This window comes from Nocardia sp. Tas62D01, from assembly GCF_055232035.1.
Map to the genome: position 1 here is coordinate 8969913 of NZ_JBUYUZ010000001.1, position 26349 is coordinate 8996261.

At 64.2% G+C, this 26349-nt stretch carries 26 protein-coding genes and 1 pseudogene; 19 read left to right on the forward strand and 8 right to left on the reverse strand.

Translation table 11 applies throughout. The features are described from left to right. The first annotated feature begins 182 nt into the window (after nucleotides 1-182). Nucleotides 183-356: a hypothetical protein gene (locus ACV7NQ_RS43680; protein ID WP_463364844.1), complete on the forward strand. Its 174-nt coding sequence runs from the start codon at nucleotides 183-185 to the stop codon at nucleotides 354-356. A gap of 568 nt (nucleotides 357-924) precedes the next feature. Here ACV7NQ_RS43680 and ACV7NQ_RS43685 read toward each other — a convergent pair. Genes ACV7NQ_RS43685 through ACV7NQ_RS43700 form a run of 4 tightly spaced genes read right to left on the reverse strand, consistent with a single transcriptional unit; the run spans nucleotide 925 to nucleotide 7737 of the window. Further along, nucleotides 925-1227: a DUF6881 domain-containing protein gene (locus ACV7NQ_RS43685; protein WP_463364845.1), complete on the reverse strand. Its 303-nt coding sequence runs from the start codon at nucleotides 1225-1227 to the stop codon at nucleotides 925-927. Continuing rightward, a complete protein-coding gene (locus ACV7NQ_RS43690) occupies nucleotides 1212-6746 on the reverse strand; it encodes a putative T7SS-secreted protein (RefSeq protein ID WP_463364846.1) in 5535 nt (1844 codons plus the stop codon). Before ACV7NQ_RS43690 ends, ACV7NQ_RS43685 begins: the two co-directional genes overlap by 16 nt. Nucleotides 6747-6748: 2 nt before the next feature. Further along, nucleotides 6749-7342 (reverse strand): hypothetical protein, encoded by a 594-nt coding sequence (locus ACV7NQ_RS43695; protein ID WP_463364847.1) that lies wholly within the window; start codon nucleotides 7340-7342, stop codon nucleotides 6749-6751. After that, on the reverse strand, nucleotides 7342-7737 hold the full coding sequence (locus ACV7NQ_RS43700; protein WP_463364848.1) for a hypothetical protein: 396 nt from the start codon (nucleotides 7735-7737) through the stop codon (nucleotides 7342-7344). Before ACV7NQ_RS43700 ends, ACV7NQ_RS43695 begins: the two co-directional genes overlap by 1 nt. Nucleotides 7738-8423: 686 nt before the next feature. On the opposite strand from ACV7NQ_RS43700, the gene ACV7NQ_RS43705 reads away from it, so the two are divergent. The 4 genes from ACV7NQ_RS43705 to ACV7NQ_RS43720 all read left to right on the forward strand — a co-directional run bounded on the left by ACV7NQ_RS43705 (nucleotide 8424) and on the right by ACV7NQ_RS43720 (nucleotide 13616). After that, the gene (locus ACV7NQ_RS43705) at nucleotides 8424-8954 is read left to right on the forward strand and encodes a GNAT family N-acetyltransferase (RefSeq protein ID WP_463364849.1); all 531 of its coding nucleotides are present in this window, start codon (nucleotides 8424-8426) and stop codon (nucleotides 8952-8954) included. An 85-nt stretch (nucleotides 8955-9039) separates the two neighbouring features. Further along, nucleotides 9040-12204: a GNAT family N-acetyltransferase gene (locus tag ACV7NQ_RS43710; RefSeq protein ID WP_463364850.1), complete on the forward strand. Its 3165-nt coding sequence runs from the start codon at nucleotides 9040-9042 to the stop codon at nucleotides 12202-12204. 417 nt (nucleotides 12205-12621) lie between these two features. Continuing rightward, nucleotides 12622-12870 carry a hypothetical protein gene (locus tag ACV7NQ_RS43715; RefSeq protein WP_463364851.1) on the forward strand — a complete coding sequence of 83 codons (249 nt, stop codon included), beginning with the start codon at nucleotides 12622-12624 and terminating at the stop codon, nucleotides 12868-12870. Nucleotides 12871-13250: 380 nt separating this feature from the next. Then, nucleotides 13251-13616, forward strand: coding sequence for a GFA family protein (locus tag ACV7NQ_RS43720; protein WP_463364852.1), 366 nt, complete (start codon nucleotides 13251-13253; stop codon nucleotides 13614-13616). A 72-nt stretch (nucleotides 13617-13688) separates the two neighbouring features. On the opposite strand, the gene ACV7NQ_RS43725 is transcribed toward ACV7NQ_RS43720, so the two are convergent. Together ACV7NQ_RS43725 and ACV7NQ_RS43730 are read right to left on the reverse strand one after the other, a co-directional pair. Continuing rightward, on the reverse strand, nucleotides 13689-13919 hold the full coding sequence (locus ACV7NQ_RS43725) for a hypothetical protein (RefSeq protein ID WP_463364853.1): 231 nt from the start codon (nucleotides 13917-13919) through the stop codon (nucleotides 13689-13691). A 111-nt stretch (nucleotides 13920-14030) separates the two neighbouring features. Continuing rightward, nucleotides 14031-15416, reverse strand: a complete 1386-nt coding sequence (locus ACV7NQ_RS43730; RefSeq protein WP_463364854.1) for an AlbA family DNA-binding domain-containing protein — start codon at nucleotides 15414-15416, stop codon at nucleotides 14031-14033. Nucleotides 15417-15472: 56 nt separating this feature from the next. On the opposite strand from ACV7NQ_RS43730, the gene ACV7NQ_RS43735 reads away from it, so the two are divergent. From ACV7NQ_RS43735 to ACV7NQ_RS43780, 10 genes and pseudogenes are all read left to right on the forward strand, one after another. Continuing rightward, nucleotides 15473-15892 (forward strand): formyltransferase family protein, encoded by a 420-nt coding sequence (locus tag ACV7NQ_RS43735; protein ID WP_463364855.1) that lies wholly within the window; start codon nucleotides 15473-15475, stop codon nucleotides 15890-15892. A gap of 8 nt (nucleotides 15893-15900) precedes the next feature. Beyond that, nucleotides 15901-17088 (forward strand): GNAT family N-acetyltransferase, encoded by a 1188-nt coding sequence (locus ACV7NQ_RS43740; RefSeq protein ID WP_463364856.1) that lies wholly within the window; start codon nucleotides 15901-15903, stop codon nucleotides 17086-17088. Nucleotides 17089-17098: 10 nt separating this feature from the next. Continuing rightward, the gene (locus ACV7NQ_RS43745) at nucleotides 17099-17914 is read left to right on the forward strand and encodes a class I SAM-dependent methyltransferase (protein WP_463364857.1); all 816 of its coding nucleotides are present in this window, start codon (nucleotides 17099-17101) and stop codon (nucleotides 17912-17914) included. A 24-nt stretch (nucleotides 17915-17938) separates the two neighbouring features. After that, nucleotides 17939-18241, forward strand: a complete 303-nt coding sequence (locus ACV7NQ_RS43750; protein ID WP_364779013.1) for a hypothetical protein — start codon at nucleotides 17939-17941, stop codon at nucleotides 18239-18241. A gap of 99 nt (nucleotides 18242-18340) precedes the next feature. Continuing rightward, nucleotides 18341-18781 carry an NUDIX hydrolase gene (locus ACV7NQ_RS43755; RefSeq protein ID WP_463364858.1) on the forward strand — a complete coding sequence of 147 codons (441 nt, stop codon included), beginning with the start codon at nucleotides 18341-18343 and terminating at the stop codon, nucleotides 18779-18781. Between the two features lie 62 nt (nucleotides 18782-18843). After that, complete coding sequence (locus ACV7NQ_RS43760; protein ID WP_463364859.1) at nucleotides 18844-19464, forward strand: P-loop nucleotide/nucleoside kinase family protein; 621 nt, start codon at nucleotides 18844-18846, stop codon at nucleotides 19462-19464. 44 nt (nucleotides 19465-19508) lie between these two features. Next, nucleotides 19509-19838: a nuclear transport factor 2 family protein gene (locus ACV7NQ_RS43765; protein ID WP_463364860.1), complete on the forward strand. Its 330-nt coding sequence runs from the start codon at nucleotides 19509-19511 to the stop codon at nucleotides 19836-19838. A 218-nt stretch (nucleotides 19839-20056) separates the two neighbouring features. After that, nucleotides 20057-20707 carry a class I SAM-dependent methyltransferase gene (locus ACV7NQ_RS43770; RefSeq protein ID WP_463366039.1) on the forward strand — a complete coding sequence of 217 codons (651 nt, stop codon included), beginning with the start codon at nucleotides 20057-20059 and terminating at the stop codon, nucleotides 20705-20707. Between the two features lie 571 nt (nucleotides 20708-21278). Then, nucleotides 21279-21599 carry a hypothetical protein gene (locus ACV7NQ_RS43775; protein ID WP_463364861.1) on the forward strand — a complete coding sequence of 107 codons (321 nt, stop codon included), beginning with the start codon at nucleotides 21279-21281 and terminating at the stop codon, nucleotides 21597-21599. Between the two features lie 45 nt (nucleotides 21600-21644). Next, nucleotides 21645-21953: pseudogene (locus tag ACV7NQ_RS43780) on the forward strand (GFA family protein); the annotation flags it as partial. A gap of 64 nt (nucleotides 21954-22017) precedes the next feature. On the opposite strand, the gene pyrF reads toward ACV7NQ_RS43780, so the two are convergent. Next, nucleotides 22018-22719 (reverse strand): orotidine-5'-phosphate decarboxylase, encoded by a 702-nt coding sequence (gene pyrF / locus ACV7NQ_RS43785; protein ID WP_463364862.1) that lies wholly within the window; start codon nucleotides 22717-22719, stop codon nucleotides 22018-22020. Nucleotides 22720-22731: 12 nt separating this feature from the next. After that, nucleotides 22732-23487: a GntR family transcriptional regulator gene (locus ACV7NQ_RS43790; RefSeq protein WP_463364863.1), complete on the reverse strand. Its 756-nt coding sequence runs from the start codon at nucleotides 23485-23487 to the stop codon at nucleotides 22732-22734. A gap of 230 nt (nucleotides 23488-23717) precedes the next feature. On the opposite strand from ACV7NQ_RS43790, the gene ACV7NQ_RS43795 reads away from it, so the two are divergent. The 4 genes from ACV7NQ_RS43795 to ACV7NQ_RS43810 are packed head-to-tail and all read left to right on the forward strand — an operon-like array spanning nucleotide 23718 to nucleotide 26345. Next, nucleotides 23718-24008, forward strand: a complete 291-nt coding sequence (locus tag ACV7NQ_RS43795) for a hypothetical protein (protein ID WP_463364864.1) — start codon at nucleotides 23718-23720, stop codon at nucleotides 24006-24008. Further along, the gene (locus ACV7NQ_RS43800; protein WP_463364865.1) at nucleotides 23984-24352 is read left to right on the forward strand and encodes a hypothetical protein; all 369 of its coding nucleotides are present in this window, start codon (nucleotides 23984-23986) and stop codon (nucleotides 24350-24352) included. The genes ACV7NQ_RS43795 and ACV7NQ_RS43800 overlap by 25 nt, the downstream gene beginning before the upstream one ends. Continuing rightward, entirely contained in the window at nucleotides 24352-25332 is a 981-nt protein-coding gene (locus ACV7NQ_RS43805; protein WP_463366040.1) for an NAD-dependent epimerase/dehydratase family protein, read from the forward strand. The genes ACV7NQ_RS43800 and ACV7NQ_RS43805 overlap by 1 nt, the downstream gene beginning before the upstream one ends. Next, on the forward strand, nucleotides 25329-26345 hold the full coding sequence (locus ACV7NQ_RS43810) for a phosphoenolpyruvate carboxykinase (ATP) (protein WP_463364866.1): 1017 nt from the start codon (nucleotides 25329-25331) through the stop codon (nucleotides 26343-26345). The genes ACV7NQ_RS43805 and ACV7NQ_RS43810 overlap by 4 nt, the downstream gene beginning before the upstream one ends. Nucleotides 26346-26349: the final 4 nt, after the last annotated feature.

Here is a 26349-nt window from a genome sequence, read left to right on the forward strand (position 1 = left end):
CGGTTGCCAGTCGACAAAGACCGTTGGGTGGCCCAAGGCTGAAATGCCCTGTGCCACCTGACATCACGCCACTCAGAAGAGTTACATGGGCTCGCTGAACTGGCCGTTGGATCGAGCCATTCGTCGCCCTCTGCACGGCAGTCGATCCATGGAAAGTTCACCATTCCTGTTCGGCAGTAGAATTGATCACCGATCCGAGCCTGACGAAGGAGGGTCGCGTACCAATTGTGAAGTTCTGGCTGGGGTACGTCGTCGCGGATTCTGTAGTCCGGCTTGGTGGTGGTGCGAGTGAAATCCTGGAACGCTTGGATTACTTCATCGGTCATGTCTTCATGGCCGACGTAACCGATGACTGAGATCCCGGGAAGTCTCTCAGGTATCTGTTCAGACAACCTTCATTCTCTGTGCATTATCATCTTCTGGTGAAGCTCTTCACTGGGCACCGCTATTCCCGTGGATAGTAGTAGCGGGGCGGGGACCGTGGGTCCCGCACCGGCGGCTAGGAGCTGTCGGTTCCGCAGCCGTCGCAGAGCAGCAGCGTGCCGTCGATGCCGCACGCCAAGTTGCTTGAACAATCTGGCAAGAACCACGGACCACCTTCCGCCGCCTATCTGACGCACTGCAGCGCATGACCCATCTCCTACGTCAGATCGACTGGCAACGGACGCATGGACAGCGGTCCTACTCTCAACAAGGCGTTGGCACCGATGTCCGGTGCCAGCGAAACTGGGCCATTGCCAATGAATCTTATCCATGCAGGTCAGCCTAGTTTTCTGCTCCGACCAGCAGCAGTTGGTCTTGCCACTCAAGATTCCTCACCCCAGGTCGCGGCCACCTCGAGGACGATTCGCTGACATCGGACAGTCGTGGTGCCAGGTGACCTTCTCATACCTCATACCGGGTTCCTCAGCAGCGCAACGTCGTTCATGCACCGTCTTTGGTCGACTGTTGCCAGATTTCTTCGAACTCGCTTGCGGTGATCTGCTCTGGGGAGAATTCGGTCTGTTCGGCGATCTCCGCGATGCTGGGCATCCGCTTCTCGGAGATCATGCTGGTGCCTTTCGATTGTGTCGTGTCGGCCCAGTCGCTGTGTCCGTCGCTGAAGATTTCGACTTTGCGGATTTCCCATCCGTCGTCGTCTATCTCACTGAAAAGCTTCACCGGCTCGTCCGGGAAGTTGTGTGACCAAAGGACTTTCAGGTACTTCATGGTTAGTTCACTCCCCATCCGACAATCCGTCCAGCTAGGTCCAGGAGTCCCGAGTTCGGGATGACGAACACGTTCTTGCGGCCCGGGACGACGTTGAGTCCTGAAACGTCGATTTCAATGTAATGGCTGAAGCGGGTGCCTTGGAAAGGTTGGCCGATAAACGCGCGGGAGAGTTGCGCGTTGGAATGCGAGCCGGGGATGATGTCGGAAAGGTATTGGCCGTCTCCATAGCGTGCGTCCGCGGGGTTGTTGGCTTTCAAGGATGGGTGCAACTGTTCGCTGTCGAGGATGCCTTTTTGACCGGGCTCGTCTGTGTAGTGGAACAGGGTCTCGCGAGGTGCGCTGGCATGAGGAGAGGTTGGGTCGCCTTCCTGTTGGCGCGGGCCGCATTCGGCCGGTATCAGCCCGAGGGGATCTGACCAGCGGGTCGGGTTGTGCGGGTAGGTGTGGGGATTGGGGGCAGGTGCGAGCCCCAGTGGGTCCGGAGTGAGGAATCGTCCGACAGCAGGGTCGTAGGTGCGGTGCAGGTTGTAGTGCAGTCCTGTCTCTGGGTCGTGGATTTGGCCAGGGAAGCGCAGTGGCGTGCTGGTATCACCGTGCCAGGTGGTGGTTCCCCAAAGACCCGTGGCGGCGGTCGCGGCAGTATGCGGGGTGTCGGGGTCGATCATCTCCACGGGCGCACCGACCAGATCGGTGATGATGGCGAAGAACTCGCGATCGATCTTGTCCTGGTCGGTGGTTTGAGTGATCGGGGTGTAGGAATCTGGCTGGTAGTGCCAGCGGGTGACCGTGGCAGCAGTTGATTGTTCGACGAGGTGTGTGCCGTCCCAGGTGTAGTCGATACGTTCGAGGACCGTGCCGTCGGTCGACTGGTGTTGTTTGGTGGTGCGGCGTCCGAGAGCGTCGTAGGTGTAATGCCACCACTGATGCTCGGGAGTCCAGACGTCGGTGAGCTGGTCGAAACTGTTGTATCGGTAGTGCCAGATGTCGGGTTTGCGGGATAACCGGGTGGTGGTTTTGCGGATGAGGCGACCGGATGCGTCGTAGTGGTAGCGGGTGCGGCCGTCGCGGGTGAGCAGGCTATTGCGGTACTCCCGCTGGCCCGAATGCTTGTCGGCTTGTGACGCGGCGTCCTCGCCCGCTGGGGCGCCATCGGTTTCGATGGTGGAATAGGCGGATATCGCGGTGGGCAGGGTGCTGGTGATGTTGCCGAGCGGGTCGTAGGCGTACTGCTCGGCAAGCGCAGCGCTGCGGGCGACGGTCGTGACCCGCCCGACCGAGTCCAGGCGGTAGTCACGGCGCACAGCATCGGTCTCGGGTCGCGTGATGGTGTGGCTGGTGAGGTATCCGTCAGGGCGGTAGACGAATTCGTCATCCCGAATCGACCGCGAAGCCGGACGGGTGGTGTGTTCGAAGTCGATCGTCAGCGATGTCGCTGGATAGGCAGTGACCTGTTGTCGGGTGAGGCTGCCGGTGCTGGTGAAGCTGCGGGTGACCGCGATTTCGGCAGTACGCCAGCCAGTGGGGCGACCGCTACGGTCATAGTCGAAGGTGATGAGGTGATCGTCGGCGGACAGGGCGCGGACTCTGCCGAGGCTGTCGTGCTGCCAGGTGGTGATTGCCCCGGTGGGGGTCGTTCGGCGGATCCGGCGACCAAGGGCGTCATGTTCGTAGCGCATGGCCGGGTGACTGTCGAGCTGCTCGGAGGCGAGCTGCCCGGTGACGTCGTACGTGAATTGCAGAGTGTGGGTGAGTGTCTCGCCGGTGCCGGTGGCCGCGGACACGACGCGACCGGCGCTGTCGTGGGTGTAGCGGATCCATTCACCGGTGTCGCTGGCGACCTCGGTGAGTCGGCCGAGAAGGTCGTAGGTGTGATGGCGGATGGTCCCGGTTGCCGCGGTGACCGTCACGACGCGTCCAATGGTGTCGCGGGAGTAGTGGGTCGTCGCTCCGGTGTAGTCGGTCTCGGCGATCACCCGGTGCGATCGGTCACGGGTGTAGATCCACTTCTGTTTCAGCGGGTTGATGACCGTCGTCAGGTGGCGCTCGCTGTCCCAGATGAAGTGCGTGGTCGAACCGTCGGGGTCGGTGCGCGATGCCGGTAGGTCGAAAGCACCGTAGGTGTATCGGGTGACGCCGCCTGCACGGTTGGTGTGGGTGAGGATGTTGCCTTCGCCGTCGTAGGTCCATGATTCGGTGTGACCGTCGGGGTCGGTTCGCCGCAGCAGTTTCCCTGCAGGTGACCATTCGTATTGCGTTGCCGCGCCGAGGGGATCGACGATCCGGATAGGTTGCCCAACAGCGTCGCGTTCGATCCGCGTCACGGCACCGGCAGAGTCGGTCATCTGTATCGGCAGTCCGGCCGGATTGACATCGACCACGGTGCGGGCCCGATTGGCTCCAGTGATCTCTGCGATTGCGCCGTTGGGGTGGTAGGAGTAATCGGTCCTGGCTCCGGCCGGGTCGATAATGGCGGCGAGGTTGCCGGTCTTGTCCCATTCCTGTTGTCGCACAGTGCCGTCGGCGTCGGTCACTCGGGTTGGCCGGTTGCGCCACAGGTAATCGATCTCGACGGTGCTGCCGTCCGGGCGGATGATTTCGGCGATGTCGCCCTCGCCGGTGTAGCGGTATCGGGTCACCGTCCCGTCCGGTGCCGTGACCTTCAGTGGTTTGCGGTCGGCGTTGTAGTCGGTGTGGGTGCGGCCACCCGCGGGGTCGATGAGGTCGCGGAGGCGGAAGTCTCGATCGAAGCCGTGAGAAGTGATGGCGCCAAGAGAGTCGGTGACCGTGGTGAGACGGCCAGTGCCGTCAGGGAATTCGAGGTAGTCGAAGTCGGTGTCCAGGATCCCGGCGGTGCCGCGCTGGAAGATGACACGGCCGGATTCGTCGTAGGTGTTGACCATCTGGTTGCCGTTGGAGTCGGTCCAGGACGTCAGCCGATGGTCGTCATCGTAGGTGTAGGTCGTGGTGGCGCCGACAGCGTTCACGACCGCGGCCAGTTGCCCTGCGTCGTATCCGAATTCCCTTAGTTGGGTTCGGGTTTCGGCACCGCCGGGATTGGTGCCGAGCACCGATATGCCGGTGACGCGTCCCGCGGCGGTGTCGATGCGGACGCGGCATCCGCCGGAGTGTGACACCTCGACCGGTGCGCCGTTGGTGTCGTAGTGGAAGCGGATCCGGTTGCGGTGGCGGTCGGTGATCGCGGAGATGGCGTAGTTGCCCAGGCGGGATTCGATGCCATCGAGGGTCGGTTCGGGCGCGAAATGCCAGAGTATTTCCCGTTGTTGGTCCCAGATCCGGTAGCCGCCGACCTCTGTGCGGGTCAGTGTCCACTGCTGTCCGCCGGTTACCGGTTCGGTGGCGATACCGACTTCGGCGTGTGGGTAGGCCAGCATGATGCCGTCCTCGCCGAGGAAGGTGACGCCTTCGTGTTCGACGACCAGTCGCATGTCCAGTGTTGCCGACCAGGAGGGACCGAACCAGCGACCGTATCGGTAGTTCGAGCGATGCGTGCGCCGCAATGCGAGTGCGAGGACGCCGGGCAGGTCGACATCGGTTTCGGGGAGCAGGAATTCACCGGTCGCGATATCGACCGGGTCCTCGGAGCAGGTTTTATCGCCGGGGGTGCGGTCGTTGTCCGCGCCGTTCTCACGTGCGGTATCGCCTGCACCGTGGTCGGCGTCGGCGCGTTCCTGCAGCATGGGATGCTCGGCCGCTGGATCCTGGTGGTTCGGCGACTGATGTTCCGGGGCCGCACCGTCGTGGCTGCCGGGGTTCGTGCCGTCATCCGCATGTGGAGATTCGGGATCGTGCGTTTGGTGCGGGCTCTCGCCGCCATGCTCGGTAGGGGTGTCTGGAGTATCCGGGTGCTGGGTGGGCTGACCCGCCTCGGGACCCGAATGCCCAGGAGTTTCGGTGCTGGTGTGTGGCGCGGCGGGTGTGCCCGAATCCGGTCGCCCCGACGGATTCTCGGGATTGTGCTGTGAGGGTGCCTGTGGCGCGTCGCCGGGGTGCTCGCCAGTGGGAGGGGATTGCGACCCAGGCTGTTCGGGATGGGTGGATCCAGGCGCGTCCGGATGTGTTTGGCCCGGCGTTGCGTCATCCGGTCGAGCAGCGGCGGGTTCGTTTGTGTGGGTTGGGGTTTCAGGGGAGGTGGTCGTTCCCGGTTGTGGTGCAGACTCAGTGGCCGCGTTCGGGTGCACGCCGGGCTCCGTCGCGCTCGGCTGGGTTCCGGTCGGCGTTGTTGGCTCGTGCCCGGTCGGGGCTGACGATGGCGACTCGGTCGTCGGGTGCGTGCTCGCGGGTGTCCCGGTTTCGTGCGGGGTCGAGGTTGGGGTGTGGGTGGTGCTGGGGGTGTGTGGGGTGCTGGGCGTGGGGTGTGGGGCGTGTTCTGCGGCGCTGGCCACGGTGTGGGTGGCTTTGGTGACTTTGGAGACGTCGCCGACCTTGTCCAACGCGGACAGTGCGGGTTTGGCCGCGCCTGCACCGCCGGTGCCGACGGTGGTGATCAGGTCTCCGGTGAGCGAGCCCAGGAATTCCGAGGGGTTCTTGCGGGCACCGGACAGGATCGACGAGGTCGTCGCCCCGGGATCGGCGGCGGCCACCACGAGCCCGGTGCCCAGATCCGACATGCCCGATAGGTATTCGGCCGGGTGGGTGAGGTTGTAGGCGTCCATCGGGCTGACCTGGCGAACGAACTGCACGATCCCGGAGAAACTGGTCAGAAACCCGGAGGTGAAGTTCAGTTTCGCCTGATCCAACGCCCCCGATAGATCCGAGACGTTATCGGACCAGCGTTCGGTGAACGGCCGCTCGGTCGGCGCGGACTCGGTTGCCGCCCCGAGTGCTGCCGCGGCTGAGGCTGCGGCGTTGTCGCGTTGGGCGCGGGCGCCGCGCAGGATCTCGCGGGCTTCGTTGCGTATCGACGTCCACGTGTCGACCAGTGGGGTTTTGCGTTTCTGCTCATCGGAGAGCGCGTTCCACTGGGTTTTCTTGCTGGTTTCCTCGACCTCGGCGGCATCCCATCGTGCGATCGCGTCTGCGGCTTTGGTTTGGGCGGCGGTGACCTCGTAATACCAACTGCCCAGCACGCCCGACGCCTTGTGCATCGCGTCCGAGCCTTCCCACCACAGCTTGGGCTGTTCGGCGAACTCGGTGTGGAACTCCTCCGCCGCGGTCCCGGTCCAGTCCGCGGTGTTCACGGTGCGCAGCGCGTCGCCGGTCTTGCCGATCGAATCACCCATCTTCTGCAACGCTTCGGCGGCATCGTGGATCGCTGAGGGCTCACCCCGGATCAGTTCTTTGGGATCCTTGGTTTGTCCGAGTTCACGCTCGTGGATTTCACCGCCAGCCAGGTCGGCGATCTTGTCGCCGAGATCGTCCAGCCCTTCGGCGACCCCGTCGGCGCCAACCTTGCGGGCCAGCGTGGCAGCGGCGTCCAACCCGGAGTCGGCGAGCTCGCCCGCTTTCTGGGTGACCGATTCGACGCCATGCTCGATGGCGTTGCCGACCGAGTTGACGAAATCCCCGATCCCCACTTCTACTGTCCCCCTTGCTCTTCACGGATCTCCGCGGCCCGCTCCGCTGCGCCGGTATTCCAATGCACCCCGGGTACCGCGCCACCGAGCGCGTCCGGGCCGACCGCCTGGATGACCTCGATGTTGGTGCCGATCTGGTTGAACGCGTTCTGGAACGACTCGGCGCTGTAGTCGTGGTTGCGGATCTGGTTGTACTGGTTATCGGCCAGGGTCTCTCCCCAGGACCTTTTGTCGATCTCTTCGTTCGACAGATGCGGGTTGCCGATCAGATGGGTGGTGATCTCCTTGAACGTGTTCGAGAACTTCTCATCGATGATGTGATAGCGGCCCGCCGCCAACCCCAACGTTTTCGCGATCGCGTTGCCCGCCTGCACCAACGCCCGTACACCCCACGACCACCGCTCGGTGAACGTCTCGAATGCGTTCTGCACCGACTGCTTTCCCGCCTCCATTGGCGACAAAGTCAGCAGCGAAAACCCTCGCCCCATCGCCCCCGTCTCGCCCACACCCAGGTCCGACAACTCACCGATGACGCCGGTGATCCCATCCGCGGCCTGCTGCAACACCGCCGGATCGACATTCAGCTGCTCACCCATCAGCGGTTCCCATCACCAGCCGTGGATGTCTCGGAAACCTCCGGCGGGAACGCCATTGGCGCTGTGCCCGCCATATCGACAGCAACTCCGGTCGGCTCGGCCCGGCTCGCCGCATACTCGGCGAGGTGGCCGCCGAGCAGTGTGTGATAGCGGTACTGCTGGTCTGGTTCGACACCGCGGGCACTCATGTAGCGGGCGTACTCCTCGATGCTGGTGAACGTACAAATCCAATCCACACCCCCGACCCGGGAGGTATACACCCGGTCCTCATCGATCAACGGCACCACCAGCAGCGCCTGCCCAAACGCCTCTTGCAGCACCTCGGGCTGCCCGAAACCCGCATAGAACGCCGCGATCTCCGACCGCAACGCGTCACTACCCTCGATGTCGGACATCGTTCAACAACCCCCGTTCGCGATCCATCGGCCACCCACCAGGTCAGTCCTCGCAGCATACCGACGATCACCGACCAGAACGCCTCCAAGGAAAACGTTCCCAACCACGTCGACGAGGAGGAGGAGGAGGAGGAGGAATAGGCCGGTGCAGCGGTTGGCCGCAGATCATGCCCGCCTGGTCACATGGTTCCAGATAGTCGAGTTTCGGAATTCCTGGCCCCAGGATGAGGTGCGCGGCCATGCATTCGCCCCGGAGGGCGAACCCTCGGAAAGCCCCGCTCGAGTATCGCCGGAAGTGTGAAATGCGAACCGCTGGAAACATGTTCAACGTCGTCGACCGCATCCAACCCAGAATTCCCAACCCCGCCAACCCCTTCCGCAGCCGCCCGGGCCGGGTTCTAGGGATTGGGCAGCCCGTTTACGTAGAGCTCGCGTTTCGGGCAACGGTGATGCTTTGGTGGTATTCCACGGCTTCGGCGAGTTCGTCGAACTGAAGTAGCTGTCCGGTCAATTCTTTCAAGTGTTCTCGCGGCCTCTGCGGGGGTTGGGTAGAACATCGGTCCCGTGGACGGCGCGGGGCTCGCCGCGTGGGCGTCGCGGACCGGCCGCCCGCCTTGGGAGTGAACCTCGATGTGTCGGAGGGAAAAGCGATCGACTCCGCCATCGCGTGGACTTACCGTTCTGCCATGTCCGTCAACGGTCTCAGCATCGGTAACGTGATTCTGCGCTCCCCTCGCATGGGCGACGAGCAGGTCGTACGCGCAGCCCACCAGGTGATGGCTGCCGAGGACGGCTTCGACTTCGCTCTCGGTCTGGAACCGGCGATGGACTGGAAGCAGTACCTCGACATGCTCGAGGACTACCGTCGGGGCCGAAACTTGCCGTACGGCATCGTTCCCGCAACCTTTCTGATCGCCACCGTGAACGACGAAATCGTCGGCCGCGCCGACATCCGGCACACGCTCAACGACTACCTGGCTCGCAAAGGCGGACACATCGGTTATGCCGTCCTCGCCGAACACCGATGCCAAGGCCACGGCCGCGCTATCCTGCGGCAGAGTCTCGACCTCGCACACCGGATGGGCATCGAGCGGGTGTTCATCACGTGCGACGACGGCAACGAAGGAAGCCGCCGGATCATCGAATCCTGCGGCGGCGCACTGGAATCGGTTGAGTCGTGGAGTGACGGGACGCTGATCCGACGCTACTGGATCTGATTCGGGGCAATAGGGAGTCGATGCAGGGATGTGTCAGGTTGGGGCACTTCCACGGGCAACAACTGATAGGTGGGAGGCAGGGGCATTGTCGGAGTTCGACCGTCACTTGGACGACTTCACGTCATATCAGGAGACGCCGTGGGGTCGACTGCGGTATGAGCAGGTGTTCGCTAACCTGGCCCGGCACTTGCCGGATCGTCGGGCGCGAGTGCTGGACGCCGGCGGCGGCAACGGCATCGACGCGGTGCGGCTGGCGCGAGCGGGCCACCACGTCACGGTCCTGGACAGCTCGAGCCGGTCGTTGCAGGCCACGCGCGGCCGCGCAGTGGAAGCCGGTGTCGAAGACCGAATCGAATGCCATGCCGCTGACATACGCCAGGCGGCGGCAGATCTGCGCGACCGGCTGTACGACATCATCCTGCTGCACAACGTGCTTCAGTATCTTGCCCAACCCGCGTTGGTGATCGAGGAGCTGGTGGGACTGCTCAGTACCGGTGGGCTGATATCGATTCTGGCGCCGAATCCCTCATGCGACCCACTGGCCGCCGCTGTGCGCCGAAGCGATCTCGACGGGGCGCTGCGCCTGTTGAATACCACCCAGCGCGAGTCGGCCACCTACGGTCTGGAATACGCTTCCTACACAGCAGATGAAGTCGTCGGATACGTCCTTGGCGCGGGGATGAACCCGCCGGTGCGTTACGGGGTCCGTGCCGTGTGCGACCTGATCGCCGACGACGAAGCCAAGCACGACCCCGCGTTCTTCGACAAGCTGCTGCGGTTGGAGAACACTATGGCCGACCGCCGCCCGTACCTGGACTGCGCCCGGTTCTTCCAACTGATCGCCACCAAACCCGAGGCGTCAACAGACACCGCCGCCCAAATGCGGCGGCGACGCGTCCCGATGGACATCGCGGACTACGAGACACGGGTGCGCACCGGAGCGTGCTTCATCTGCGAGTTCCTGGCCGGGACAACTGGTTTCGAGCATGAGACCGTCTATGACGACGGCGAACACGTGGGTTTCCTGAACAAGTACCCGACGCTGCCCGGCTATGTGTTGGTGGTGCCCCGCCGACACGTCGAGGACGTCGTCGCCGATCTGACGCCGCAGGAATATCTTCGACTGCAATCAGCAGTCCACACAGTGGCCACGGGTGTCGCCGAAGCGATGAATCCTGAACGCCTGTACCTGTTCTCGATGGGGTCGACTGACGGCAACGCGCACATTCACTGGCACATCGCGCCGTTACCGCCCGGCGTGCCGTACCGTGAACAGCAGTTCCACGCTGTGACGGCAGAGAACGGCATTCTGGCGTACTCACCACCGGAGCTCGCAGCACTGGCCAAAAGTATCCGGACCGCCCTCGCGGTGCAGACGCCAGCCGGTTCAGCGGGCACCCCATCGCAGTCGTGCATCAAGTGCAATTCCACGAAAAGCGGCCGCCTCGTGGTCATTCGCGGGAACTCCGGCTCCGGAAAGACAACCGTGGCCCGCCAGTTGCAGAGCCGGTTCGACCGCGGGCGGTGCCTGGTAATCCCTCAAGATGTCGTGCGACGCGAGTTCCTCCGCGAATCCGATGTCACCGGCGGCTATAACATCGACCTCCTCCGCGACATCGCCGCACTCGGCCTCGAACACGGACTCACCGTCGTCGTGGAGGGCATCCTCACCGCACGCCGCTACGGCACCATGCTGGCACAGCTCGCCACTGTGGCGGAGCGGGCATGCTTCTACGCCTTCGACCTCACCTTCGCCGACACCGTGCAGCGTCACTCCGGGCGCCGCGCCAAGACGGCCGAGTTCGACCGCGACGATATGCGCAATTGGTACAACGGGTGGGACCCCCTCGGGTTCGTGGACGAGGTACGCATCGACGCGGCCCACCGTCTCGAAGACATCGTCGACACGATCTACGCCGACATCACCCCGGACTCCCCACACCAGACCGTGGCGAACAGCTCACAACCGATCGCAACGGCCTTCGATTCCGACGCCGACCGGCGGCCACCACAGGCCGCACCACCGGGCCAACCTGTGGTGCTCCGCTGCTGGGGCACAAGCCATACCGAGCACCTGGTCGCGACCTCGTCCCGGTTGACCGACCTCGCAGATCTGCCGGAAACCGGCGCCACGGTGACCGTCGATGGTCGATACAACGCCGGATTCGTGCATCGCCTCGAAACCGTCCTGGCAATGAAGCTTCCCGACGTGGCGTTCACGATCCACAATCACGGGCGCGGCGGTGCCACCAGCCGGGACCTGCTGGCCGAGGTCGTCGGGGTAGACATCGACCAGGACTTGGCCCTGCTCGAGTGCGGAACCAACGACGTGCTCCGCCGCGCGCAAGGCCGCGATCATGAAGCTGTCGATATCGAGGAGTTCACGCAGAACTATCGAGCGATCCTCGAGCACCTGCAGGCACGGGCACGGCGGGTGATCTGCCTTGCCGCACCTCCAGTCAGCGTTGAATTCGGCCTGGACGCGGTGTCGATCAACGAGGACCTGTTCGCCTACAACCTTGCCGCACAGAAAGCGGCCCGCGACAGCGGCGCGATGTTCGTGGACTACTGGGGCGCGTTCGTTACTACCGCCGCGCTACTGCGCGAGCGCGACGGTGACCTCAGCCCGTGGCTTGCGGACGGAATCCATCTCTCCGACATCGGCGATGAACTGATCCTGCGCAGTCTCGAAGCCACCCTCATCGGGAAGAACGTCATCACCGGCCTGTTGCCGACGCGCACGAAGGCCAACAAAGCCAGTGCGGAGGTGTTGATCCGGCCCGCCCGCGTCGAGGACGTGCCGTCATTGGTCCGGATGCGCGTCGCAGTGGCGGCCGAACAGAAGTGGATCGGCGCGGAACCTCCAATAGACGAAGACAAGGCCGCCGCCCGACTGTCCGAGCATATCGCCGCGGACACCTCCGGCGTCATCGTCGGCGACCACCTCACCGCCGGTGTCATAGCGATCGCAACGGCCGACTTCGCGACACCAGGCGTCGCCGAGATCACCATGATGATCGCGGCCGACCACCGAGGCGTGGGCGTCGGCAGCACCTTGCTCGACCATCTCCTCGACTGGTGCAAGCACCATCACGCCCACAAAGCGACCCTGAAGGTCTGGCCGCACAACCTACCCGCGATCAGGCTCTACCACAGCGCCGGTTTCGAGACCGAAGGCACGTTGCGCGCCCATTACAGGCGGCGCAACGGTGAACTCTGGGACGCGATCATCATGAGTCGGCTGTTGTAGAAGCCTGGACGGGAGCTGGCTGCTGGGGCAGTCCAGCGCTATCAGGTGTTCCTCGCGGAGCTGCCCGGCTGTCCCAGCAGCGAAGTCACCGCTTTCCAGCAGCGTCAGCCCTGTCGCCGTCCTGCCGAATCGGAAATTTGGACGTCAGAAACGTTGCGACGCTCACCGATCCGCCAAAGTTGTCGGTCCCATGCTCGATCCTGTTGAACGACTGCGGGATGTAGCGTGACTGAACGGCCAGGTCGCGCCTCGCTACACAAACGTTGAATTTCTATGGTGTCAAAGGCATTTGAGTGAAAGGGGACAGTCTGATGTATGAGGGTGGTTGTCTGTGGGACGATTCGCTTCCGGGCCGACGCGGAGGCTGACTGGCCCCACCCATGACGCCGATGCACTGACCAGCCAAGAGTCCGTCGCATGAATCAGCAGAACCCCGACGAGCGAACCCGGATCCGCGCAGCCATCGATCGGCTCCTGACCGGCACTCCCGAACGCTCCGACGGCACCCTCACCGTGGTCTCCCTGGCGATCGAGGCCGGGGTCCACCGCATGGCTCTGCAGAGACGCCACGCCGACCTGAAGGAGGATTCTATGCACGTGTCCGAGCCGAAACCCACCAGACCCCTGAGACCGAGAAACGTCTGCGCGGTGAAGTCAAGCAGCTGAAAAACGCCCTCCGACAAGCACGGAAAGCCGAAGGAGAATCCCGGCGCCGCGCCGAGCAGGTCGTGCTCGCCACCGCAGTCCTGCTGCTACAGAACAGCGACGGCCCAAGCGGGCAGAAACCCGCCACGGTGCTGCCGCTGCGGCCTTCCACCGGTCCTCGGCCCGCGTGGGACCTGATCGTGGCATCAGACGCTCGCCCTCGGTAAGCCCTGACGTCGTCGATGGCTTCTCCTCCGATGCCGGGCCGCAACATCTAGGATCGGCAAAGGTCTGAGGCGACGAGCTCAGGGGCCGACAGCGGGACGTTGTCGCGGTGATGGGTGTCGCGCACAGATGATCTTCTCTTCCAGCGATGATCGCGTGAAAGGACATGTGCACCGATGCGCTCTGGCGGCTGCCTCTGCGGCAATATCAGGTATCAGGCGTCCGGCGAACTCTCGTTCCCGCACCTGTGTTCGTGCCCTCATTGCCAGCGGCTGGGTGGTTGCCCGGTGATGGCGTGGGTGGACTTCCCCGTCGAGGGATTCGAATGGACCGGGCCGGGCGGAGAACCCAAGTGGTTCCATACATTCCCGACGACCAAGCGCGGGTTCTGCGGTGAGTGCGGCGCAACGGTCGCTGCGATCGACGATGGCGGAACGATGATGGGCGTGACCATGATGTCGCTCGATGACCATAGCGGCCTCATACCCGAGCGGCAGAGCTTCAAGGACAACGCGGTTTCGTGGCTGGCTCCGCTGAGCTAATCCGCGGAAATGCCGAACGGTGCGCCGCTCGGGACAGGTCATCAACCGCACTGTCTCGAGCAGCGCTGCCGCTCAGCTCCCCGTGGGCGGTGGTGGCGCCAAGACGATCATCGTGGGTCCGGCGGGAGCCAGCCGTGCCAATCGCTCCGTCTCCGAACGCTTTTGACGCAGAAAGGACAGCGTGAGGTCGATTCCCTCGATCTCGCCGAGCCACGCCTCTCGCTCGGCTCGTTCGCGTCGGGCGACCAGGTCGTCTTCGATCTCGGTCAGTCGCGAGAGCATCTTCGGGTTGATGTTGAGCATGGGACAGCGGATGCAGGCGTGCTGGCATCCAGTGCCGTATGGGCGAGCGCAACCGCCGAGCTCGACCTTGCTTTGTCGAAATTTCTCTGCACTATGCAAATCGGCGCGCCGTCAGGGCTTGGCAGCTTGGGTCCAGGCATTGATCGCGTTGGCGCGCTGTGCGTCGACGGTCGCGGAGTTGAGGGTGCCGTCGGGGTTCAGGACGACAGCGTCGGCAACGGCGAACTGGCCCAGGATGTCGACAGCTAGAGCGTGTGCGGTCCGAACCTGGGCTTGCCAGCTGTCCGTGAGTTCGTCCAGGCTTGAGGTGGTTCGAGTATGGGCAAACGCGGTGCTGACGGAGATCGATCGCGGAACGCATTCATATTCGTCGATCGGACCGCCGACAAATCCTCGCGTGGGGGCATGGATTTCCATGGGCTTGAAGGTGCGGACCGAGCCGGTTCCGGTCCCAGCCAGGTGAGGTGGGAAACGCAGCTGGGCGAGGAACTCGCAGTCCCCGCCGGCGCCGGAGCTGGCGGCATGGGCGGACAACAGCGACACCATCGAATGCAGATTGAGTTCGAGGACGTCCAACGCGATCTGTTCCGGCCAGTCCTTTCCGGCGACCAGTGGGGTCAGGCAGGTCACGAATCCTGCTCCGTTGAAATGCAATTCAGCGAAGGACTCGCTCAAGGTCCCGCCATAGGACGTCGATCGGGTCACGAGCGTCCGGCGGACCCCGGGAAAGCCCTCGACGTACTTGCTGAGCATCTGGCCTGGCATCGGCGGGGTGACGCTGACCCAGTTTCGCACTTCTTCGGTGATCTGCTCGACGGTGGCTGATCCGCCGATCCGCTGGATCCCTGGTGCGCTGGGATAGGCCGCCATGGTCAGCCATGACTGGAAGGTTCCGGGGTTGATTCGGCCAGCACCTTCGTCATGGACCTGGTTGAGAGCTTCGGTGAGTTCGGCGCGGCTGGTGAACCGATCCCGGTAGCGGCGTGCGATTTCCGCTTCGGCCAGATAGCGGGTGACCTGCCCGTCTCGCAGGGCGTAGCTGAGCAGAGTGCCGTCGTTTCGTTGGATGACAGCATGTGGGGCGTCGGCGCTGCGTGGCACCGAGATCACGTAATAGCCGACGCTCGGGTCCGTGGCGTCGGGGATCTGCCTGATGCGAACTCCGGGCAGGAAGGGTCGGACCCGGTAGTGGCAGATCTGCTGCATTCGCTCGATCTCCCCGGGAGTGAGTGGGATCGGCGTGAGGGTGTGGGCCGCTGAATCCTGTTCCTTGACGCCGAGGATCAGGATCCCGCCGTTGGCGTTAGCCAGGGCCGTGACGTCCTTTGCCAGCTCCAGGCTGGCTTTGTCCTTGTCTTTGTTGTCGTAGAGGGTCTCCTTGAAGTCCAGGTCCTCGGCCTCGGGCGTCTTTCGGTCGACGGCGGCGGCGATGTGCTCCTGGGTCAGGGCATGGACCGGCGCGCCGAACAGGGCGGTCAAACGCGGGAAGCTGTGCATGACCATCCATTGTTCCGGCTGGCACCGACAACATTGGGCCGTTCGGCGCCGGCTATATGAAGAAGCTCGGCCCGCGGACCCTCAAGGAGTTCGCACCCCGAATCGTCAACGTGCACCCCGCACTTTTACCGCTTTTCGGCGGCACTCAGATGTTCGGCGCCTGCGTTCACCAGGCTGTTCTCGATGCCGGGGCCAAGGTCAGCGGCCCGTCTGTCCATCTGGTCGAAGACGAATACGATACCGGCGAGGTCATCGCCCAACTCGAGGTCCTGGTCCTCGCCGACGACACCGTCGACACACTCGCTGCCCGTGGTGCTGGCCGCCGAGCACACGCTGCTGCCTCTGGTCGTGCAGCAGATCGCCACCGGACACCGTCTCTACCTCAACCTTCGGCCCTGACGGTGCCTCGTAGACACCCGTTTCTCCCGTTCACCAACATCATTGGGGTATCGCATTGTCCGAACGCTCGCGCGTAGCTGTCTGGTTGAACGGCAGTTTCGGCTCCGGAAAGTCGACTCTGGCCAAAGCGCTGGTCGCCGCAGATCAGCGATGGCGGATCTTCGATCCCGAGTACGTCGGATTCATGCTCGCCCCGCAGTTCCCCGAGTGCGAGATCGCCGACTTCCAGGATCTTCGCTCATGGCGGCTCCTTGTGCCGATCGTCGCCCACGAGCTCGCCGAGGAGACCGGCCAGCCTCTGCTGATCGTCCAGACCGTACTGAACCAGCGGTACTGGCGCGAGATCGCCGACAGCATTCGCGGACAAGGGTATTCGCTGCACCACGTGCTGCTCGACGTCCACCCCGACGCGTTGGACGAGCGCATCACCGCAGACCGCGACCTGCCCGCCGCGGCCGAGTGGCGTCGACAGCACATCCCCGCCTTCGCCGACGCCCGCCGCGAATGGCTCGCCTCCGCAGCCGATCTCGTGATCGACACCACCTCGATCAGCGCACCGCAGGCCGCCGGCCAACTCGCCGACGCGCTCGCATCCTGGACTGCCAGCACACCCGCGGCGGCCCCGATCCTCACCGACGCACACCGCATGGTCGTGCTGCGCGGTCACCGAGCCGAGGACATTCCGGCGATCGTCGAGCAGTGCCACGACCGGGCAATGCTCGAATACACCCGCATCCCCCGCCCCTACAACCTCGAGCACGCCCATCAGCTACTCGACCTCGCCCGCAGCAGCTGGGCCCAGCCCTGCGCCGTTTCGCCGCGATTCTGGGCGATCACCACCCGCTGCGAGGAAGGCGAGTACGCGTTCGCCGGGACAATCGACTACCGGCCCACCGGCCACGGCACCGCCGAAGTCGGATATGGGCTACACCCCGCCTTTCGCGGTGCCGGCCTCATGTCGATCGCGCTGGGCCTGGTCCTCGACCATGCCTTAGAGCACGACGGGCAGCACCTGATGGCTTGGCAGGCCGCTGTCGGCAACTGGGCCTCGGCAAAAACAGCGTGGCGCAACGGATTCCGATTCGAGGGCCGCGTGCGCGGGCTATGCCTGCGCCCTGACGGCGGCTTCTCCGAGGCTGGATCGCCACCCTGCACCGAGACGATCCCCGCACCCCCACCCGGCCCTGGTCGGAAACGATCGATGTGCTCGGCGCTGCCGATCTCCGTTGACGGGCCCGCCGATTCGTGTTCACCACCAGCGACTTTCGCGTAGAAAGGGCCTTATGGTCTCGGAATTCGATCGGCACTTGGATGCATTCCGTCGCTACCAGGAGACCCCGTGGGGCCGATTGCGCTACGAGCAGGTCGCGACCAACCTCGCTCGCCACCTACCGCACCGGCCGCTGAGGGTCCTCGACGTCGGCGGCGGCAACGGCCTGGACGCGCTGCACCTGGCAGCCCTGGGCCACCACGTCACGATCGTCGACACCTCCCAGGCATCGCTCGACGAGGCCATAACGCTGGCCGGAAGCAACGGTTGCACGGAACTGCTCGAGACACGCCTCGCCGACATCGAAGCCCTGGCCGGCGTCGCGGCAGAAGGATTGTTCGATGTGGTCCTGGCCCACAACGTGCTCCAATACGTGCCCGGCCGGGCCGAAGTGCTCGCGGCGACGGTGTCGGTCCTGGCGCCCGGGGGCTTGCTGTCGGTGCTCGTGCCCAACCCCGCCAGCGACCCGTTGATCGCCGCCGTGCGGCGCGGGGAGCTCGCCGAGGCGATACGGCTGCTGGACGCCCCAACCCGGCCCGCACTCACCTACAACGTCGAGGTCGACGCGATCACCGCGACCGAGCTGGCCGCCGACATGATCACCGCAGGCCTGGGCCGACCGGTCCGCTACGGGGTGCGCGCGGTATGCGATCTGATCAGCGACGACGAGGCCAAACACGACCCTCAGTTTTTCGGCGAACTGCTGCGGTTGGAGAACCTGCTCGCCGACCGACACCCCTACCTCGAAACGGCCCGCTTCGCCCATCTGATCGCACTGAAACCCGAAACCACCCCAGTGTCCCAGCGCTCCCCCGGAACTGCTGAGTAGAAATTAGATCGAAGGGATCCGACCATGGACGAGACAGACCCGTTCGACGACCTCGAGCCGGGTGAGAAACAGCGTCTGTTCGAGCTCGGAGCAGCCGAGATGCGAGGCGAAACCGCCGAGGCCGGGTGGAAGATGTACCAGGAGTTCGAAACACCGCTGGGGATCCGCCGCTACACCAACGTGCGGACCCTCGAGGACGGGCGCGTGCAGGCACGCGAGTACCGAGTAGATCGCAACGATCCGCAGACGATCTTCGACCTCGAGATGGACCGCTACCTGATCGAGAACGGCGTAATCCATGAGGTCCACTGGATCACCGCCGAGTGAAAGCCACCCTGAACCAGTACTGGACCTGTTGGCCGCCGCCCTGGCCACGGCGTCTGAACCCGCGCAGCGCGTGCGACTGATCAACGAAGGAGTTCTGCCGTGAGTGCGCATCAGATCGCGTTCGCCCGAGTATTTGTCGTGAACCCCGTGGGTCAGGTCTTGCTGGTCCGTGACCACTTCGGGAACTGGAATCTACCCGGCGGCAAAGTCGAGCCAGGTGAGATGCCCGCAGCAGCCGCTGTCCGAGAGATACGGGAGGAGACGGGCCTGACGATCGTGGAGATCGAGGAAGTCCATCACGATGAATACGAGTTCGACGGCGTTTCCTGGACCGGTTACTTCTACCGGGCGCAGTGCGTCGCCGGTCAGCCTGCGCTGCAAGAACCTGACAAGGCAACCGAACTCGCCTACCGCGACCCCGCCGAGGTGGCGTTCCATCCGGCGGTTTCGGCGGCGATGACGGCCCTGTGGATCAGGCTCAGCCCTGATCTCGGGCCGACCGCGCATCGGCCGCAGATTCAACGCTACTGCGCGCCGTAGACCTGTGGGTCGGGGTCCAGTGCGGTGGCCGCCGTCGAGCGCGAACGACGATGATGCCTGACGTGCCAGAATTCGACATGGTCAACACTCGTCGGCGTCCCGTGATCGGCATCGTTTCCGGCCCTCCAGGCTCAGGGAAGTCGACCCTGGCTCACGCGCTTGCCACCGACATCGGCGTCCCCGCGATCATTCGCGACGAGATCAAGCAGGGCATGGTCGCAGGCACCGCACCAACCAGCAACACCGGGTACGAAGACCTCAACATCCCCGTCCTGCACACCTTCTTCGACGTGCTGACCCTGCTCGCCCGCAGCGGTGTCAGCGCGGTCGCCGAAGCCGCGTTCCAGGACAAACTCTGGCGCCCGAACCTACTCGAGCTGAGCGAGTTCGCCGAAATCCGCATCATCCACTGCATCGCGCCGCAACAGGTGCTCCACGACCGCATCACCCACCGTGCCGAGCGCGACCCTCACCGGCGCGCGCACAACGACGCCGACCTCATCGCCGAGATCGCCGCCGGAACCCGCACTGCAGACTCCTTCGTGCCGGTGAAGATGGACGTCGCGGAAATGACCGTCGACACCGCCAACGGATACCAACCAGGCCGGGACGCCATCGCGCGATTCATCACGAACAGCCCTCACGACACCCAGACCCCGGTCGACTTGGACAGAACCACATAACCGACCAAGTGACGAACTCTCTACGGGAAGCTATCGCTGCCGAGATGCAACTACTTGACCCGGCCGTTCGACGATCACGCGACCTTGCCGAAGCGCTGCTGGATCCAGAGTTCGTGGAGGTTGGCGCATCTGGTCGACGATGGGATCGGCACCAAATGCTCGCGGAGTTACCAACGATGTCGGGTTCGGCGGGCAATCAGCGGATCGAGGTCTCCGACGTTCGCGGAGTACTACTGGCACCAGGCCTGGTGCACCTGACCTATCAGACCAACCGCGATGGGCGGCAAGTACTTCGATCTTCGTTGTGGCGCAAGGATTTTGCCGCCACCAGCTGGAGGATGTACTACCACCAGGGAACTCCAATAAAGGAATGATGACGATATGACCGAGACCTCGTCGTCTGCGTCGACACCGCCGAGCTGGCCTGTGCAGCCCGACTACCGCGAGGATCTGTCTCGCGGGACGGCGGATCACTACAGTCGGTATCGACCGACTTACCCTGAGCCCCTGTTCGAGGACCTACTCCGTCGGACGGGTCAAGGCCGGCCTTCTCATCGACCTTGCCTGCGGCACAGGCGAAATCGCGATTCCGCTGCACGACCGGTTCGCCGACGTCCAGGCTGTTGACCTCGAACCCCAGATGGTCGAGGTCGGTCGCAGCAAAGCCGTCGAATCCGGCGCGAACAATATCGCCTGGAGCGTCGGCAGAGCCGAGGATTTGGTGGTCACCGCCCCGGCGCAGTTGGTCACGATCGGCAATGCCTTCCATCGACTCGACCGAGGGATGATCGCCGAACGCGCCGGTCAGTGGCTGGATCCGGGCTGTTGTCTGGCGATTTTGGGCAGCAGTACGCCGTGGAGTGGAACCGAGTCGTGGCAGGCGATTGCCGTCGATGTCGTGGCCCGATGGTCCGGCGAACCGGGGCGCCCCGCGACTGCGTCGCCAGCGACGGCCGACAGCGGCGCCCCTACGCGGCGCACCCACGAAGAGATCCTGCGGGAGGCAGGGTTCCTCGAGGTCACCGAATACCGGTTCCCGACACCACACGCTTGGACGGTGGACGAGTTCCTCGGATTCTTGTGGTCGACCTCGTACACGGCCCGGATTCGCCAGGATCCTGCTCTCGCTGAAGAATTCGAGAAGGATCTTCGAGCGCAGCTTCTCGAGTGCGAGCCGTCCGGACAGCTACAGGAGTCGATCGCGCACTACTACATCCTCGGCCGCAAACCCAACGCCCGATGAGTGCTCGGCCGCGGGATCAGGACGAGTCTTCGACTGACGAGCGGGAGCGGCCTGTAGAAATCTGTCGTGAACGAGTCCGTCGAGCCGGGGAGATCAGGGCCGCGATCGGAGCCGAGTGGATACGACACATGGGTGATCGACCGCGCGAAATCGACGTCATCCGGGGAGAAACGAGCACCACCTGGGTCTTCGTAGTCAGGACTGTGATCCCCATGCCTGTCCGACTCAGTGTCCTGTTCGGGGAGTGGCTGTATGAGCTGCGTGCTGCGCTCGACGGAATCGTGTACTACCTCGCAGTGCGAGACAGCGGCCAGAGCCCCCACCCGCCGAACGCAGCATCTACTTTCCGGTATTTGTCGACGCCGCAAAGTACGACGATCTGAACCACAGAGGGAAGCTGAAAGCGCTGTCCGACGAGACGTTTGCCCTGCTTCGGCATGTCCAACCATTCAATGCTGAACCAGACGATCGGTCGAACATGCTGTGGTGGATCGAATAACTCGCCCGGATCGATCGCCACCGGCAGGGACACGCCCTCGCCCCCCACATTGAGAAGGTCCGGGTCGGTCTCATGGAGTCGCTACGGCCCGTCGGCGATGTCATGGCAGAGCCGCACAAGCTAATTCGGATCGACGAGTCGGCGCCGACGCCGCTCTTGAAGTTCGAGGCCCCGCAAGGTTGGGACACGCAGGAGGTCCGAGAGCACCTGGAAGTCACCGACGCCATCACAAGTCGCCTCGACGTCAGCGAATGGGTCCTGAACTCGTCACCGCCCATGAGGTCACTTGAGCTGGGCGAGAGGATGTTTCGATGTGAGAGGTTCGTCCTGGACGGGATCATAGACCCGCTAGCGACGGGCGACATCGTGCTGTCACCAACGCCTGAACAGTGAGATGGGTATGTGCGCTGGCGCTGAACAGAAGCACTTGACAGGAAACTTTGCAGTTGTGGACATTGTCAGAGGTTGTCCGGTAGCCCGGTGATGTCGTGGGTCGACTTCCCTCGCGACGGGTTCGAGTGGACCGGACCAGGCGGTGAACCGGTCTGGTACAACACGTTCCCTGATTCTCAGCGTGGCCTCTGCGGTATCTGCGGGAGTTCTGTCGCCGCCCAGGATGACAGTGACGCGGAGTTGGTTGGTGTCACCATGATGAGCCTCGATGATCACTCCGGTTTGACGCCCGAGCGGCAGAGTTTCCGCCCCAATGCCGTCCCGTGGCTTCCGATCGTCGGCGCCCAAGACTGAACGTACTCGCAGGCTATCGAAACCGGCCGATCGTCGACAGCGCTCAACGATCGGCCGGTTTCGATCAAAGGACCCGTGCGACTTCTGCGGCGATGGCCTGTGCGGCTTCGGCAGGGTCTGCTGCGGCGGTGATGGCCCGGCCGAGGACGAGAATGCTTGCGCCGCTGCGAATGGCTTCGGCCGGTGTCGCGACTCGCTGTTGGTCGTGCACCGCGCCACCTGCCGGACGGATGCCGGGAACCACAGTCAAGATGTAGGGTGCAGCGGTGCGGATGACAGACAGGTCGCCGGCCGCGCAGACGACGCCACCACAACCAGCGGCGACAGCATCGGCCAACCGCTCGTTGAGCAGTGCGGGTGATGCGTCAGGTGCGCTGGTCAACACGGTGACCGCGAGCACAGTAGGCGCCGCAAGACCTGCGGTGCTCGCGCCTTCGCTGAGTCCCTTCACTGCCGCTTCGAGCATGGCCGTTCCGCCGGCGGCGTGGACGGTCAGGTATTGGACGCCGAGGCCCCCGAGAACGGTGCTGGCTCCGTACACGGTGTTGGGAATGTCGTGCAGTTTGACGTCGAGGAAGACGTCCATGCCGATGTCCTGGATGGCGCGCACGGCATCACGCCCGGCCGCGCTGAACAGCTGTAGTCCGACTTTGGCCACGCCGATGTCGGGTTGCACGGCCTTGGCGATGGACACCGCGGTGTCCAGGTCGCTGGTGTCGAGTGCGATAGCCAGTCGGTTTCTGACGGTCGGGGTGGGGGTGGACATCGGGGTCTCCTTCTAATCGTTGTCGAGCGGTGCTTCGTAGGTTTCGAAGGTGACGGCGCCACCTTGCGCAGGTCGCACGTTGATGACAGCCTCGAGCGGTTCGCCTGTGGCGCCGTAGGTTCCGTGGATGTGTTCGATGACGATGCTGTTCGCGTCGATTCCGAACAGGTCCTGCTCCGAGGTGTTGGCGTGTCGGGCTCGGATCTCGTTGGCGGTTCGCGTCACGGTGTGTCCGGCGTCTTCGATCAGGGCGACGACCTGGATGCGTTCGGCGGTTTCGAGTTCGGGAGCGGTTTGGATAATCCCTTCCGGGAAGAACATCGTCGTGTCCTCGGTTGCGACGTTGTCGACGAAGGTGCGACTGCGGCGGCGGAATACGCGCGCCTCTGCTTTGACGCCGAGGAGATGGGCGATCGGTAGTGGGGCGCTGACCCATTCACGGCCGACGGTGTCCTTGCGGACGTTGCCGCCAACGTCGCCTGCGAAGACCAGTCCCCGTGCGGCGCGGGCACGGGCGTAGCGGCCGTTCATCGGCCACCGGGTGCCGCGCAGTTCGGGCGGCGTGGGAACCGCCCGCATCCCGGGCCGGGCGATCACCAACCCTTCGGCGACCAGTTGTTGCACAGCCCGTCCAGCGGTCTTCATGTTGACGTCGAAGCGTTCGGCGAGGGCGGCGTTGCCGGGAAGTGGCTCGGCGTCGTAATCCCCGGCGAGCACTTCGGCTCGCAACGTATCTGCGATCGAGAGGTATTCGGGCTGTTTGGGCATAGCAATGAAGCTACCGGATTGCTAGCGGATATCCGCAAGCCCCCCACCACCTAGTACCTATCCACCTGGTGGACAACCACCAGCCGGATGGGTACCGTGTGAGAACCAGGTTGGCCCGTGCACCGCTTCCGAGCGGGACACATCGAGGCAATGACATGCGCGTTCGCACGCGTAGGGCGCTTCACACGGCGCGATTGTCCCGGGCTATCGCAGGGTGGGAGGAGAGCTGAATGCGCACACCGCCGATCACGCAGGAACGCCGCTGCCGCTTGCCCACCCGGGACCGCCTGCTGATCGCGCTGTGCCGCGGCAACGATGATCCGGACCCGATCTGCTCGTGGGCACGTGACCTGTCCGGTTGCACTGCACGCGCAGGGATCGCGATGCCGAGCGGGAGACATCCCGACAACCGCAGGTGGGACGTGACGCGAGAACTGGTGCCGCGCAACAACACAAGCGAGATCGCGCTTCGACGGTTGGACGGAGAGGAGCCGTCATGGACGGAGATCTCGCCCCGCTGATGTACGCGCTCGTGCGCACCGCGATGATCGCCGACGGGCTCGAGCGATGCGAACAGCGGCTGTCGGAGTACGCGCGTACCGAGGGATTCGAGCTGGCCTCAGTGTTCCACGAGCGCGGTGACGGCGGCGCGTTCGAGGAACTGCACTGCGAACTCGTGCGCTCGGAGGCTCGGCACGTCCTGGTCCCGTCGATGGAACACCTCTGCGGCCTGCCGGTGCCCCGCCACACGTTGCTGGCTCGCCTGAACGCGATCGGCGCGTGGGCATGGGCGCTGCCCATCGCAGACGCCGCCGCGGCACCGACCGCTTGGGTCAGGCTGGCTGAAAAAGAAGGGGAGGCGTGATGTTGAGATTCACGGCAGAGGAAGCCGAAAACGGGCCGAGGGGTGCTGGTCAGACGTTGACCCTCGACCGCCGCGTGTTGGTGACCGGCGGGTCCGGCTTCATCGGCTCAGTTGTGGTCGACCGGCTAAGCGAGACTGGTGCGGAGGTGATGTCGGTCGATCTGGTGGGGCCGTCACGTGGCGGTCCGTTGCCGTCACGCGCCGAGTTGTGCGACATCCGTACAGACCGATTCGTTGATCTGGTCGGCGATTTCGCGCCGCACATCGTTATTCATCTCGCAGCCCAGGTGCTCGTCTCGACAGCCATGCGACATCCAGGGCGCGACGCCGAAGTCAACGTGTGCGGCACGATCGCTGTCGCCGAGGCAGCGGCAGACGCCGGTGTCGAGCTGCTGGTTTTCGCGGGATCGTCGGCGATCTACGGTGTGACAACCGATCTTCCGGTCTCCGAGGAACACCGACCGATGCCGACCAATCCGTACGGCATGAGCAAGGCTGCCGCGCTCGGCTACGTCGAATGGTTCGCCGACCAGGGCCGATTGCCAGCGACGTCGCTGATCCTGGGCAACGTCTACGGGCCCGGCCAGGCCCCAGACCGCGCCGGAGTAATAAGCCGCTTCCTCACCGACACCGCCGCCGGTCAGGTATCTGTGTTGCACGGCAACGGGTTCCCGACCAGAGATTACGTTCACGTGCAGGATGTCGCCGCGGCGGTCGTCCACGCCTGCGTGTCGGCCCCGGCGGGCCGGGTGAACATCGGCAGCGGCGTCGAGACCAGCGTGACCGAAATTCACTCGATGATCCGCGACGTCACCGAACACAACACGGCCCCCTATCCGGTGGCCTCGGTTCCAGGCGGCATCGAGCGGATGTGCCTGCGAATCGACAAGGCCGCAACAGCATTGGGCTGGACACCTCGGATTGGCTTGGCCGAGGGCATCGCGGGGGTGGCCCGATCAGCAATAGGAGCAGACGCATGAGCAGCAGCACCCGGGGCGGGTTCGTGATCGACCTGGGACCGGTCACGGTCGCCCTCGAGACCGACCACGCCGACTTGGTCCGATATTTGCGCGAGTTCTATCAGGTCGCCGACTGTGACCAAGCCGAGCATCCGGCGGCCTGGACGGTTCGCGCCGAGGCAGGGGGACCGGAGCCGGACATGGCATTGACACCGTGGAAGGTCGGCTACCGGGCCGACCCGGCGAGCCGGGTGTTGACGATCCGCTCAACAAACGAACCCGACCTGGCGATCACGACCCGTAAGGCAATCCGGGAAGTGCTGCTCGACTATTGCGAGACCCACCGATACACGATGCTGCACGCTTCGGCGGTCGCCAACGATCAGCGGGTGATCCTCGTGGTCGGCGACAAGGGAAGCGGCAAAACTACCCTGGCGCTCAACGCCGCGCTGACGCGGGGTTACCAGTATCTGTCCAACGATCATCTGATCCTCTACCGCAGCGGCCGCGGACTTGTCGTCACGTCGCTGCCCACACCGATCCCGATCAAAATCGGCACCTATCTCGACTACGAGGATCGGCTCGGTGAACCCTGGGAGAACGAAGACGTCGACATCGACGCTTTCCGCCAGATGCCCCGACTCGCGCGTTACGGGCATGACCGCAGGCTGCTGTTCACCTTCGCGCGCCTCGGGCAGCCCAACCTGCTGCACATGCTGTTGGCCCAACGCGAGGTTACCGTTGTGCTCGCCGGTTATGCGTCCGACGGCGACGTCAGTGTTCCAGTGCCCGTGGGAAATCCGGCGGTGGCGCTGTGGCCGCACGTCCGGTTCGACTGGGTTTCCGATCGGGATCTCAACACCCGCTATCTACCTCGCCGTGAACGTGACCGCGACGGCTACACCCACGACTCCCGTGGCCTGTTGACCGATCTCGCCGCCTGCTCGCGGATCGTCGAGTGGCGCCATCGCGGCGAGCTGAGCCCGCTGTTGGACTGGCTCGACTCCGACTCCGACTGGGGCGAGACGGCATGAACGT